Origin of the sequence: Enterobacter sp. P82 (genome assembly GCF_037053385.1) — a bacterium.
Taxonomy (GTDB): domain Bacteria; phylum Pseudomonadota; class Gammaproteobacteria; order Enterobacterales; family Enterobacteriaceae; genus Enterobacter.
In genome coordinates this window covers 201,415-214,893 of sequence record NZ_JBALHX010000004.1, presented here as the reverse complement: position 1 = coordinate 214,893, position 13,479 = coordinate 201,415, and the positions used below count along the sequence as shown (strand labels likewise).

14 protein-coding genes and 1 pseudogene are annotated in these 13,479 nt (G+C 50.3%); 2 read left to right on the top strand and 13 right to left on the bottom strand.

From position 1 onward, the window contains the following. Positions 1–20: 20 nt before the first annotated feature. From WB237_RS18225 to WB237_RS18215, 3 genes are read right to left on the bottom strand one after another with little or no spacing between them, the layout of a single operon-like run. Entirely contained in the window at positions 21–770 is a 750-nt protein-coding gene (locus WB237_RS18225; RefSeq protein WP_336215116.1) for a phage terminase small subunit, read from the bottom strand. A gap of 3 nt (positions 771–773) precedes the next feature. After that, positions 774–1,868 (bottom strand): phage major capsid protein, P2 family, encoded by a 1,095-nt coding sequence (locus tag WB237_RS18220; protein ID WP_095450156.1) that lies wholly within the window; start codon positions 1,866–1,868, stop codon positions 774–776. 57 nt (positions 1,869–1,925) lie between these two features. Further along, positions 1,926–2,780, bottom strand: a complete 855-nt coding sequence (locus tag WB237_RS18215) for a GPO family capsid scaffolding protein (protein WP_336215110.1) — start codon at positions 2,778–2,780, stop codon at positions 1,926–1,928. Between the two features lie 165 nt (positions 2,781–2,945). Between WB237_RS18215 and WB237_RS18210 the strand changes: the two genes are divergently transcribed. Beyond that, positions 2,946–4,715, top strand: a complete 1,770-nt coding sequence (locus tag WB237_RS18210; RefSeq protein ID WP_336215106.1) for a terminase ATPase subunit family protein — start codon at positions 2,946–2,948, stop codon at positions 4,713–4,715. Between the two features lies 1 nt (position 4,716). Then, complete coding sequence (locus tag WB237_RS18205) at positions 4,717–5,745, top strand: phage portal protein (protein WP_336215103.1); 1,029 nt, start codon at positions 4,717–4,719, stop codon at positions 5,743–5,745. Between the two features lie 321 nt (positions 5,746–6,066). Here the strand turns inward: WB237_RS18205 and WB237_RS18200 are convergent, their stop codons facing one another. The 10 genes and pseudogenes from WB237_RS18200 to WB237_RS18155 form a co-directional block, all read right to left on the bottom strand. Further along, entirely contained in the window at positions 6,067–8,004 is a 1,938-nt protein-coding gene (locus WB237_RS18200; RefSeq protein ID WP_336215101.1) for an AAA family ATPase, read from the bottom strand. Next, positions 7,991–8,491, bottom strand: a complete 501-nt coding sequence (locus WB237_RS18195; RefSeq protein WP_336215098.1) for an ABC-three component system middle component 5 — start codon at positions 8,489–8,491, stop codon at positions 7,991–7,993. The genes WB237_RS18200 and WB237_RS18195 overlap by 14 nt, the downstream gene beginning before the upstream one ends. Then, positions 8,485–9,051 (bottom strand): ABC-three component system protein, encoded by a 567-nt coding sequence (locus WB237_RS18190; protein ID WP_336215093.1) that lies wholly within the window; start codon positions 9,049–9,051, stop codon positions 8,485–8,487. Before WB237_RS18190 ends, WB237_RS18195 begins: the two co-directional genes overlap by 7 nt. Before the next feature lie 351 nt (positions 9,052–9,402). Then, a pseudogene (locus tag WB237_RS18185) lies at positions 9,403–9,591 on the bottom strand (DinI family protein); the annotation flags it as partial. Between the two features lie 115 nt (positions 9,592–9,706). After that, positions 9,707–11,923, bottom strand: coding sequence for a replication endonuclease (locus tag WB237_RS18180; protein ID WP_336215091.1), 2,217 nt, complete (start codon positions 11,921–11,923; stop codon positions 9,707–9,709). Between the two features lies 1 nt (position 11,924). Further along, positions 11,925–12,146: a TraR/DksA family transcriptional regulator gene (locus WB237_RS18175; RefSeq protein ID WP_336215087.1), complete on the bottom strand. Its 222-nt coding sequence runs from the start codon at positions 12,144–12,146 to the stop codon at positions 11,925–11,927. Continuing rightward, positions 12,146–12,373, bottom strand: coding sequence for a DUF2732 domain-containing protein (locus WB237_RS18170; protein WP_029883533.1), 228 nt, complete (start codon positions 12,371–12,373; stop codon positions 12,146–12,148). Before WB237_RS18170 ends, WB237_RS18175 begins: the two co-directional genes overlap by 1 nt. Positions 12,374–12,439: 66 nt before the next feature. Continuing rightward, positions 12,440–12,778 (bottom strand): DUF5347 domain-containing protein, encoded by a 339-nt coding sequence (locus WB237_RS18165; protein ID WP_029883532.1) that lies wholly within the window; start codon positions 12,776–12,778, stop codon positions 12,440–12,442. Then, positions 12,742–12,942 (bottom strand): phage filamentation protein Fil family protein, encoded by a 201-nt coding sequence (locus tag WB237_RS18160; RefSeq protein WP_336215081.1) that lies wholly within the window; start codon positions 12,940–12,942, stop codon positions 12,742–12,744. The genes WB237_RS18165 and WB237_RS18160 overlap by 37 nt, the downstream gene beginning before the upstream one ends. Positions 12,943–12,949: 7 nt before the next feature. Further along, entirely contained in the window at positions 12,950–13,459 is a 510-nt protein-coding gene (locus WB237_RS18155) for a phage regulatory CII family protein (protein WP_000459331.1), read from the bottom strand. Between the last annotated feature and the right edge of the window lie 20 nt (positions 13,460–13,479).

The window sequence follows — 13,479 nt, the reverse complement described above, 5'->3', positions numbered from 1 at the left end:
CCGGCTCGGGGAGCGCTCGGTTAACCTGCGGCTTTTGCCGTCTTTGGTGGACGCCCGCGCCGTGCCGCTGGTTTGGCGGCAGGTTTGCGCGTGCGCGGTTTAGTCATTTTCGGTGCCGGTTCAGGCTTTGGCCTGAGCTGACGCTCTAACTGCTCGATGTCTTTTCGCACGCCGATAGTGCTTTCTAACTGAATCGCACGCTGCAGGTGCGCCAGTGCCTCGGGCAGTTGCTTCGCATCACGCAGCACGTAGCCGGTGATTTTGTGCAGCTTCGCGCGCACGATATCGGGCATATCCGCGCGCTCAGTCAGCGCGAGGGTGTCGAGCAGGTTTTCGAGCCCGACAGGCTGTTTAGCAGCAAGCAGGCGCTGCGCGGCCAGTGCCACCTCTTCGGCCAGCAGGTAAGGCGTCGGACGTCGCCCGGTCGGCATGGTCAGGCCGTAGGTCATGGCATAACGGGCAATCTCCAGCGCCCCGGCGATATCGTCAGCATCGAGACGCCACAGCATGACAGTCATGACAATGTCATCCTGCGCACCCTTGCCGTTTGCGAGGACGCCAGCCACCCACGGCAGATAGAACGGCAACAGCTCGCGCTTTTTTTCTGCCTTGCGCTCATTGGAACGGATTTGTTTTAGCGTGCGGTTGTCTGCGGCCAGCTTAACGAGCATCTGCTCATAGGCAGTTGCATTACGCAGCGGGACAGCAGCCCGCTGCGCAGTTTCAGAGGCCGAGACCCGCATCATGTGACGCGCTGCGGGACTCGTCATGGCTTACTCTCCGTCTTTGTCATCAGCAGGGGCGGAAGCGCTTTCCGGTGCTGCAGGAGGCGTGAAGTCACCGAGCGTGATGTTTTCAATCAGGCAACCGGCGGCATAAGCCTCGACCACATAGTCAACATTCATGGACTCGTAGTTTTCGACGCGGTCTTTCTTCGGGTTTTCGATGATGCTGCGACGGTGCGCGTCATCCATGAAGTAGATAGAAAGGTTGTCGAGACGCGTCACCATCAGGGCATTAGCCGGGAAATACGGTACGCGCACGGCAGGGAGGTTGCCGATTCGCTTCTGGCTGATGATGATGTCAGCAGCCAGCGACTCAGTGTTTTCCTGCTCTTTGTTGACGATAGGGAAATACTTATCCGCCATCAGCTTACGTCCGGTGATAACAACCAGCTCCGGGTCATCCTGATAAATTTCGTCAATCAGGTTGCCGGTGGCATCCATAACCAGCGCGTCGAGGTTTGCATAGTCGCCGTTTTTACCCACGCGGATCACATCGGAAATGACCGTACCGTCTTCGGCCGTAACTTTTGACATCACGCGCGCTGGCGCTTCATCGCGGTATTTCTGCAGCCAGCCGGTCGCCACGTCCTGCAGCATCGGATTTTTTTTACGGTCGGACGTTGCCGCACGCTCGATACCGTTAAAACCGGCCATGATGAAATCAAGGGACTGACGCTTGATGATGGCGTCACGGATACGGGTCTGGAAGTCCTGGAATCGCGCCCACAGGTCGAGCTGTTTGTAGCGGATATGGAAATCAAAGTTAATCTGATCGCACTCGTATTTATTGGACTCCAGCGCGGTAAAGTCAGCGGTCTTACGCTCATCATCACCGGCGGTGTTGGCAGTGCTCGCAATCGTACCGTTAACGCCTACCCCGACTTTTTCGCCCTTCATCTCGTCGACCGGCACGATGTTGATTTTGGTCAGAAACGCGGATGACATCTGCAGGGTGGTCATCATGGTTTGCGTGACCGACGGCTCGACGGTGAATTTCTTCGCCACATCATCGGTGGAAATACCGTTCAGCTCCGCGAGGCGGGACAGGTAGGCATTAAGTTTGAAACGGGTATCTTTACGCATGGTTTTTCCTGTTCGGGTAATAGGTATCTCTGGCCGGGCAACGCGCCCGGCGTGTTATCAGCAGTTGGTCAGCAGCTCGTCGCCCGTACCGCCTTTTGAAAGCTCGCGGCGCGGCTGGCGCTGGCTTTCGGTGTTATCGAGGGAGCTTTTCAGGGAGGTAAACGCCTGCGCGTTTTCATCAACTTTGCTGGTCACCTCCTGCTTAAACTGCGCAAAAGCAGTCTCCAGCTCGGTGACACGCTGGTCGGTGGCGGTGAGATTGGTTTGCACCTGTTCGGTGACGGTGGTCACCGCCTCATGCACATCGGCGAGACGTGCGTCGTCGCTGACCTGCTTGCGGCTGAAAATGGCTTTGACCTTGTCGGTCAGGCTGTTGAGCATGGTGTCGGGAATGTCCTCAAATTCCAGCTCAGCCAGTGAGGCCACAGAGAACAGGTCGTCAGGCTGGTCTTTTCTACCGGCGAGCGGGTTTTGTTTCGCACGGCTGCAGAATTCGAGGTATTCAGTGCCGAGGCTTGCCGGGTCATCGGTGACGGCCAGCCCGATGAGATAACATTTGCCACTGTTGGCAAAGTTCGGGCGGATCTCCATTGAGGTGTAAACCTTCTGCCCGGCCTTGACCATGCTGACCAGTTCATCAAGCGGCTGAATTTTGCCAAACAGCGCTTTTTTGCCATCGAGCGCAGAGCCATCGCTGATGATTTCCGCTTTGACTTCGGTCACGTCGCCGTAACGTTTAAACGGACCGTCAGGCCAGAGGCTTTTGATATGTTCGAGGTTAATACGGCAGCCGTAGACGCGCGGGTCGAACGTGTCGGCCATATCCTGAATATCATCGCCGCTGATGACACGGCCATCGCAGGTGTCACCCTCGACGCCGATGCGAAACCATTTAGAAACTTTCTTTGCCATTGTTCAGGTGTCCTGATGTTGGGTTTTCGGGTCGGGGTTAGTTTCCCGACTCTCTCCCGCATCAGCCACCGATTGAGCTCCTGTTAGCTCTGACACAACAGGCACTTAGCGCTAACAGCGCCCCATTTCCTTAGCCTTGCCACGTGACACCAAAACGAGGCAAGCATGACTATTTCAACTGACCTTTCACTGTTAAATGACCCGCGACGGCAGGCGCGTCTGTTGTACTGGCAGGGGTTCGCTGTGCCGCAAATCTGCGACATGCTGCAGCTCAAGCGCCCGACGGTGCAGAGCTGGAAGCAGCGCGACGGATGGGAAGAAACCGCGCCGATTAACCGCGTGGAATCGACGTTAGAGGCGCGACTTATCCAGCTCTACGCTAAGCCAGACCTGACCGCGCATGACTTCAAAGTCGCCGATTTTTTGTCGCGCCAGATGGAGCGGCTCGCGCGCATTAACCGCTACGGCCAGACCGGAAACGAGGTGGATTTAAACCCCAATATCGCCAGCCGCAACAAAGGGGATCGCAAAAAGCCGAAACGCAACTATTTCAGCGAGGAGGCCATAGAGAAGCTGGAAGAAATTTTCTTCGACCAGTCGTTTGAGTATCAGCTCAACTGGCATAAGGCCGGTTTAGAGCACCGCATCCGCCACATCCTGAAATCGCGCCAGATTGGCGCGACGTTCTACTTTGCGCGTGAGTCACTCCTGCGCGCGCTCAGGACCGGACAAAACCAGATATTTTTATCGGCGAGTAAAACGCAGGCCTACGTTTTCCGTAAGTACATCATCGCCTTTGCCCGTCTGGTTGACGTCGACCTGTCAGGCGACCCGATTGTCATCGGCAATAACGGCGCAGAGCTGATTTTTCTCGGCACCAATTCCAACACCGCGCAGAGCCACAACGGCGACCTGTACGTCGACGAAATTTTCTGGATACCCAATTTCCAGCGCCTGCGCAAAGTGGCCTCGGGCATGGCGTCGCAGTCACACCTGCGCACCACCTATTTTTCGACGCCGTCCACGCTGGCGCACGGTGCTTACCCGTTCTGGTCAGGTGAGCTGTTTAACCGTGGCCGCAGTAACCGCGACGAACGTGTCGACATTGATATCAGTCATCAGGCGCTTGCCGGGGGCATGTTATGCGGAGACGGTCAGTGGCGGCAGATTGTCACCATTGAGGATGCCCTCGCCGGTGGCTGCACCCTGTTTAACCTCGACCAGCTAAAACAGGAAAACAGCGCTGATGACTTCCGTAACCTGTTTATGTGCGAGTTCGTCGACGATAAGGCGTCGGTATTTCCGTTCGAGGAGCTGCAGCGCTGCATGGTCGATGCGATGGAAGAATGGGAGGACTTCGAGCCGTTCGCCGACCGTCCGTTTAACTGGCGTCCTGTGTGGATTGGCTATGACCCGTCACACACCGGCGACAGCGCCGGGTGCGCGGTACTGGCTCCACCGCTGGTTGCCGGTGGTAAGTTCCGCATCCTTGAGCGCCACCAGTGGAAAGGCATGGACTTTGCCGCGCAGGCCGGGGCCATCCGTGCGCTGACAGAGAAATACACTGTCGACTATATCGGCATTGATGCAACCGGCATCGGCCAGGGTGTTTACCAGCTCGTGCGCTCATTCTTCCCGGCAGCGCGCGCCATCCGCTACACGCCGGAAATGAAAACCGCAATGGTGCTCAAAGCAAAAGACACCATCCGACGCGGGTGTCTGGAATATGACGCCGGGGCGACCGACATCACGCAGTCATTTATGGCTATCCGCAAAACCATGACCAGCAGTGGCCGCAGCGCCACTTATGAAGCCAGCCGCAGTGAGGAGGCCAGCCATGCGGATATCGCGTGGGCAACCATGCACGCGCTGTTAAACGAGCCGCTTTCCGCCGGTAGCGGTATGCAATCAAGCTCCATTCTGGATATTAACTAAGATGAAAAAACGCCAAAAGAAACAGCCGAAACAGACAGCAACCATGACCGCCAGCGCGCCGCAGAAAATGGAGGCGTTCACCTTTGGTGAGCCGTCGCCCGTTCTGGATCGCCGCGATATCCTCGACTATGTCGAGTGCATCAATAACGGCAAATGGTACGAGCCGCCGGTCAACTTCTCGGGGCTGGCGAAAAGCCTGCGCGCCGCAGTACATCACAGCTCCCCGATTTACGTTAAGCGCAACATCCTGACGAGCACCTACATTCCGCACCCGTTGCTGTCACGTCAGGACTTCAGCCGCCTTGTGCTCGATTTTCTGGTGTTTGCAAACGGCTACCTTGAAAAGCGCATGAGCGTGACCGGCCAGATCATGAAGCTGGAAACCTCCCCGGCCAAATACACCCGCCGGGGCGTCGAGGATGACGTTTACTGGTACGTGTCGAGTTTTACCCACCCGCACCAGTTCGCCCCCGGCTCGGTGTGCCATTTGCTTGAGCCCGATATCAATCAGGAGCTCTACGGGATGCCGGAATACCTGAGCGCACTCAATTCAGCCTGGCTGAATGAATCCGCCACGCTGTTTCGTCGCAAGTATTACCAGAACGGCGCGCACGCGGGTTACATCATGTACGTGACCGACGCGGCGCAGAGCAGCACCGACGTCGAGGCGCTGCGCTCCGCGATGCGCGACTCGAAAGGACTCGGGAATTTTAAAAACCTGTTTTTCTACGCCCCGAACGGGAAACCGGATGGCATTAAGATCGTGCCTCTGAGTGAAGTCGCTACGAAGGATGATTTTTTTAACATCAAGAAGGTAAGCGCCGCTGACCTGCTCGACGCGCACCGCGTGCCGTTTCAGCTCATGGGCGGCAAGCCTGAAAATATCGGCTCGATGGGCGATATCGAGAAGGTGGCACGGGTGTTTGTGCGTAACGAACTGACGCCGTTGCAGGAGCGTTTCAAAGAAATCAATGAATGGCTCGGTATGGAAGTGATCCGCTTTAAGGATTACAGCATCGAGACAGAATAAACCCCGACTGAAATGCCGCCTCAGGGCGGCATCCCCTCAGAGCCAGCCAGACACCGCACACGCGACGCAATTGCACCAACATCACCATGAACGATCCCACACCTCAGCACGTCGCCACGACGCGCACAGGCGCGTAAAATAAATTCCGTCACCACGGCTGGCGCGCAGTGCTATCCCCGCCTCGCCTGCGCGCTTAACGGGGCGCTTTTAATGCAGGTGTATCATGGGCCGTGACCCGCGTCTACACTGGCACTGATTAGAAAAAAAGGACTTAAATAAAAAATGCAAAACCATGCAAAATGATGCATGGCTTCCGCACTTTTAAATTAATTTACCGTTATCAGCTGCTACATAACTCACATTAAGAGATCTATCTTCAGGATTAAAGTATCTGCCGACAATCATATCTGTATTGTCGTAAGTAGGATTAATTTCTGAAGTTGCATAGATCAACTGAAAATCAAACGTGTATGTCGCAGCTTCTTGCACAATAATTTTTTGTAAATTGTGACTGCGTTCCTTCTCCATCCCGCCGTCATCAATACCATCTAACATTAAGAAACGAGGCAACCTCATATAATGTTTTTCAAGGCTCGCAGTAAGAAGCGCTAAATGGAAGATATGCCTTAGAACAACAGCCGAGCTTTCCGAAAAATTTTTAGAACCATTAACATAAACCTCATTATCCACAAAACTAAAATTAATTTGTTTAGGATCAATAAATTCAGTTTGCAATGGCAAGTCAAGCTTCAAAAGTCTCGACATAATAGATTCAACAGTTTTCGAGATATCTTCCTTTCTGCTCTCTTCTTTACTCTGCAATGATTCAATGAGTGACTCTAATCGTTCTTTCTCAGATTGCAACTCATCACGTTTTTTTTGCAGGTCAGATATTACATCGCTTAATTTTTGCGACTCATATGCTTGATTAATTTCTTCTTCAACACGACCAAGCGCTTTAGTAAGTGCTTCAAACTCTATTTCGTAAGCATTTTCCCAGATAGTCGAAACAGCCTCATACTCACGAACAAGTGCCTGAACATTTTTCTTCAAAGTTGGAGCCTGAAGCTTAAGTTCTTTTAATTTATCTAAATTATGCTGAAGTAAATACCTTGACTCTTTTAATTGCACCGAAATTTCATTTTTCATCCTTAATAACTGAGGAGCTTCGCTTCCTTCAGGGGCATGACTTTTACACAGAGAACATCCACCCTCTGGGGAACTATGCAATTCACTTAAACAGCTAGGGCAAAATTGAAATTGTACATTACTGAAAAATTCTCTGGCTTTGGCTGACTCGTTCAACGCCTGATACCTAGCCTCTAATTCATTGATAAACATCTCAGAATCAGCCACTTCCATTTCTAAGGCATTAATGTTGTCAGTATTTTTAACCTCCGCCTCCTTTGCTTTATTCAATCTTTTACGAAGGTCACTAGTTTTATTCCTATCGGAATTTTTATTATTACCTTCGGATACAGCCTTTCCTTTTAACTCATTTAATTTATTGTATATATCATTTTTCTCTAACTCTAAATCAGTTATCCTCTGCTCAATAAAATGAATATTTTCAGACTGACCTGAACGTCCAAGCACTGTAAAAATACTTTTCAACTCTGTGATTTTAGTCGACAGCTCAGAATCCACCTGCTTCATTCTTATTAATGAGCTATAAAGAACATCATCAAAAATACCGCAGAGATAGTCACCAACCGTTTCCCTAGTAAGAGCCTTATCAAAATTATCGTTCCTAAAAATAGGGCTATGCACTGATGGTTGATCAGCATAAAGTACACGGAGAATCTGGTGCATCGTTAAAATTGATGCACCTTCACCTTGTGCCAATGGCATATCAAGAGCATTTAAAATAACCTGAGAGAAACTCAATGATTTTTCAGAACGCTTGAAAGGATACGTCTCCCACTGACTTGGTGAAGATTGCAGAGCTTCCTCCATTCCTCCCCAAAAAATGCTTAAAGGCCGCATGGACTCCTTGCTAATTTCGCGTCTAAAACATGCTGGCTTATCATTTAAAAGAACTTCAACAAGAGTTAAAGTGCACATAAGAGCTTGTGGTTTCCATCGAATATTTTCAGCCCCAATAGAAAACGCAAGCAAATCCATGATGGTGGTTTTGCCCGAACTATTCCGACCTCGGATAACATTAACACCTTTATGAAAGTCGCAACTAAATGCTTCACGTCCATTCTGAAAGACTTTTAACTTACTTACAGAAAAAGATGGATTAAGAAAAGTCATATCTAAACTCCATTAAACTCGTTCTATCCTTTAATCCATCCTTTCCTGTTAGAGGAAATTGCGATAATTTGCTAATGATAAATGTATAAATTTCTTCTTTAGCATTAAGAAAATCACACATGGAAAGCAGAAAACCATCGGGGATAGATTTATCGGTCCGCTTGATAATATTTTTTTCTAGAGACGTTATTTCAATTAAGCCTGTCGCAGCCAAACACCTAATAGCTGCCATTTGAATCTCATGCATATCTCGAAATGTTGACGTAATATTTATTGGGTTACGATATGCATTAGAATATTTTTTCGCCTCTTTTTTTATAACACTATAATTATAAGGCATTCTTACTTCTGAAAGCAAAGCAGGAAAAACCAGATAAAAATCTAAAATCCTAGCTTTATCCACCTCAATTTCATTTACATGGTCTATTAACGCAATCATTCTGAAAAGACAATGATACGCATCATACGCCGGATGATAAATTAACATTTATCCCACCTTATATGACAATTACCACCAAGAAAAAATAATAGCCCTAGAAGATCTTTTGCTGTCAACTCTAAAAGATTTTCACCTAATGAAGTATAGAGTTCGTCAATTATTGTACTAATTTTTTCATCTACAATAACTCTAGGATTATCTGCTTCTATAAGTGGTGTTACCTTCATTATAAAATCATAATGGATCTGATCTAAAATTATTACAAATATCCTTTGTGCTGTTCGTGAGGTTTGGCGGCGCATTATAGCTTTTGCAGCTTTCTCCTTCATTTGCTTCGCTAAAAACAACAAATCCTTTCTATTGCTTTCGATCAATTTAGCATCCAGCCCCCGGACATCGATTTCGGGTTGAAGGGACATATAATGTTCAAGCTCAGCACAGAAATCCGAGTTTGAATCCCCCGCATCCCCTCTTTTCAAGCGCTCATAAAGATCCTGAATCTCGCGATTAGTCCCCTTTGCAGCGTACTGATGAATGGTCTGGTTTGTCTGATTACCCGCAATAATGCTGCCATTGGTTACAGCATTGCCCGACTGTTCGATAGACACACTAACCCCTCTTAATGTGAACTATCCTGATTACCACCGACAATGCTTCCATTCGTAACACTGTTACTATTCTGTGTCACAGTATGATTGTGTGAGTTTGCAGTGACGTTGCCCACTTGCTTACGCGACGAATACACAATCCGAATTGACCAACCAGCCCCAAGCCCAACAAAAAAAGTGATGATATGTGTAATCCAGTCCATTCTGATATCCTTAACGTAGATTTTGTGTACACATATTAAAATGAATACGGCTCATCTACAACTTATGCACATCAGCATCATATACAGGATTCACAATCAAGCCTGTCGATAACACAATTTATTTCCGTCCATAACCGCTATCTGCTCCATCCTTAACAGGGGATGCTGAGAAGACTACTGTGAACCCCTTGCTTTTCAAGATGTTTCCTTTCGCAATTTCAGCAATCAATCCTAACGCGATTTCGCGATCTCTTTCCTGACAAGCCCCCTCAGCCGTAAGACGCGCAATCATCTCAACCCTCTCAATCATTACGTGCTCGCTAAGCTCTCTATCCACACAACCTCCAAAACGAGATACTGTACATACATACAGTATCATGTATTGATAAAAATGGAAGAAAAAATTCAATATTCATTGGCTCGTATGTGCATGATAGGAAAAACGATTAACATCAATTCCTCGTTGCAGCTCTGGCTAAAATCGCAACGCGATTAAGGATTTTTCTAGCCCGGAAAGCGAGTGATGGGGCTGCAGGAAAAACCTCTCCTTTGGCCGTTCCGCGCAACCATTTTCCGTTAAAACAACTTTTACCACCGGCCATCAGATGCAGGGCTTCTCCCCGGCTGATAGTGGTGTCGGTTGTCAGATGTATCTCGTCGATAATTTTCGCTATGGCTGCATTTTGCTCATCCGTTCCGTGGAGAAATTTTCGCCGTGTTGCTGGCTTTTGCTTCCTGAGTCGGTTCGTCAGATCTCGCCTTTCACGCCAACTCAGTGGTTTTGATAAATCCAGTATCGGTGGATCGCTTTCGCTTCCCGTACAGTTATTGACAGAACTCCGAGAGGGCGCAGGAGCGCCCTTAACGTCAACGGCCAAATCAACGGCACGCTTCGGCACAATTTTCCACTGCGTTAGCCGGGTTAAAATCGGGGTGCCAGCGCCGACAACAGAGTCGTATACACCACGGATGCATACGGTTTCCTCGCCATACTGATTAAATTCGGCGCGCGGTTCATACAGTGTGCGCACCTGCAAATCATCGCGACGGACAAACGGCCCACCCTGCGCATTAACGTAACCAGCCCAATCACCGGCGTCGGCGGCATCATGGACGGCAGCAAACTCAACACTCAGACAGTGCGCAGTCTCTGTATCAGCGAGACGACGCAACTCACGGTAGACCGTTACCGGCGCACCGCCGATAAACTGAAACTGTCGGATGTGCCAGCGCGCCGCCCATGCTGAAACGGCGGGTGCTGTCTCTTTCAGTAGTTCGCCGCTTTCGTCATCGGTCTCACCATCGAGAGCATAGCCGTCGATATTTTTTGAAATGTATTTAGCGACATAGCCGGTGGCGCTGCCTTTTTCCGGGTCAATGGCCTCGGCGTGAAAGCGTGCCTTTTTGGCTTTATCGCTTCTCAGTTCGTGATGGTCTTCCTCCCACGCATAATCGCGAATGATGAGGCGCACTCGCTCGACATCTTCCGGCAGCATGAACATAAGCATGTGCCAGTGCGGCGTGCCGTCGTGATGAGGCTCGGCAACACGTATGCCGAAAATGCGGATTTCTTCCCGGTGCAACTTGGCACGTATACGCGCCCAAAGGCCTGTTAGATAGCTCTGAGTGTCCGACGGGCTGGCTCCGTTCCATTTGCTGTTACGGTAGCCTGCTTTAGTGGTGGCGTGATATTTAGACGGCGCGGTCAGGGTGTAAAACTCCCCGACATAACCGAGCTCATTGCAGATATTTTCAAACCCACGGATGCGGGTCATCAGCTCGCAGCGGCGTATCGCAGGGTTAGCGACAGAACCGTCGTATTTTTCAATCAAGCTGATGCGGTTGCCGTCTTCGTCTTCGAGATCCAGCCCCTTGAGAAATTCACGCGTGCGGCGCTTTTGCTCGCGCCAGTCTGTCACGCAGTTTTTACTCGCGTAGGCGTGCCGTTTCTTGCTTACGTTGCCGACTGCAATTTTTAGATGTTCGCGCCATGACGCCGCAATGCGTCGCAGACGGCCACGCCACCAAACCTCATTAAACATGCGCATTACTGCCGGTGCGATCTCATCCAGACCGACATACTTTTTTGTCACGCGATCCCAATGCGGCGGGGTAACGTTGAATTGCAGGGAAATAAAACCGGCGCGTATATACCAGGTGTACAGCGTTTTTAGCTCACTAAATCCGGCGTCATCAATGTCAGCCAGTTCAGCGCGAATGAAATTAGCGATATCAGCGGCCAGCAGGTCAATATCGGCGCGCGACATATCAGGGAGGCGGTTGAATCTGGCAACCATATTGACCATGCGTGACGCCAAATACTGCCTAAGCTCAGTATCGAAATGACCACCGAAAACAGCGACTGAAACTTTGCTGTCGATACCCACGCACTCGTATTTTTTTGCGACCAGCTCAAGACGCGGCAATGCCTTTTTGCAAAAACTAATTAAAAACGCATTGGCTCGTTGACTGCCCTGATTTTGCCCCAGCACCGCAGCGGTGCGGTATACATCAAAACGCACACACTCTGGCTGCAGAGAAAGCACCTTTCTCGCATGCAGCAAAGCCGCGAACATACGGTCACGGCGATGCTGTTGATCGTAGGTAAGATATGGGCTGGCTATTGCCGACCGTGGTTTATTCCACGGATAAGCGAATTGAACCGCCAATTCATACCCCCCGATAATGTTTATATTTCAGTTCTGAGATTTCTTGACAGGTCACACAAAAGACCACGCCCGGAATTGCAGCACGACGAGCCTCTGGGATTGGAGCTTCACATGCTTCACAAAGGAAACTAGATGGCGCGGTGATACGGCTGCGCGCGTTGCTGATGTGGCGCTCGCGGTCTTCCTGCTCGCGCTGTTGTGCTAAATCCATTGCATCGGCCATCAGTGCAACTCCTGTGATTCATTCTCATAGCGGGTAGCCTCACGGCGCAGCAGCTCCGCAGCTTCGGTGCCGCTCATCCCCTCTTTGGTGATATGGATAGCCAGTGCCTCAAGGCGGATGGAAACAGCAAGAGCGCGGTCTTTGCGCTCTTCTTTTTTGGCATCGGTCAGCAATACGGCCAGCGCATCACTATCAGTGTTAAAACAACGAGTTTCGGTTATACGCATAATTGACTCTCCTGATTTCGGGCAATAAGAAGCCCGGCGGGTTTACGCCATTAATTTCTGTTTGGATTAATTCGGCATGGTTAGCCGTTTTGGAAATAAGCTCACCACTGCACGAAAATGATTCATCGCTGTAATCAATGCTTTTTTCTCATCAGTAGTCAGCTCACTTAATTCGAGCTCATGACGAGCCGCCGGTATTTTTGCCAGAAAGAAAATAGCGGCCAGCGCCCGAGTATTTTCTTCAAATTGTGGATCGCGTTTATCGCGCATATCATCGACAAAACGTTCAACCTCTTTCCAACTATCACCCCAATATCTCGCGCGCAATTCAGCCACATGATTGAGACCGGCCAGACGTTGACCCGCTTTTAGCGGAACAGTCGCGGATACAGCTTCGATAGCCATGATTCCCCCTGCTTTTGAGTAGAGAGGTCAGCCAGTAAATCAGCCTGTGAGCGGCTCGGGTGCCAGCGCTTGCCGTCCTTACCTGCGATCCAGCCGTGGCCGAAGTGCATGCCGGGGCTTTGCTTAACGAGCAGAGACGCAAATGACGGTTCATTTTTCAGCATGAGCACCTCAAATCAGACCGAATGATGCGCCAATACCGCTCATGGTATCGACCACGCTCGACATAGCGGGATTAGTCTGCAGACGCGCATGCAGCGCCAGCGCCGACAATGACAACATGCGAATGCCAGCGTTAACGCTTTCAATCATGTTGTGTTTACGGGCGGAGGTAAGACGTTCATCTGATACCGCACCGCTCGCCAGTTCGCCGAGTTCACGCATTGCGCGCATGACATAAGACTGCAATTTGTCTTTAGCCAGCTCATTAACCGGCACGCATGGCAGGCAATGAATCTGCGCCAGAAAACCATCAACAAGGGTTGAGTCTTCGGTCAGGTCAGTCAGCAGCCACAATTCAGGCGGCGTGAACTGGTGAGGCTGTTCCGGGTTTAGCTTGTTGCGTAACGTCTGAACATTCATACCCGCACGCTCGGCCAGCTTCGCCATGTTGTGACGCTGCGCGAAAGCGCGGCACGCTTCGTCATAGTGGGGATGTTTGGAAATCTGAAAATCAAACATGTTGCATCCTTAAAATTCAC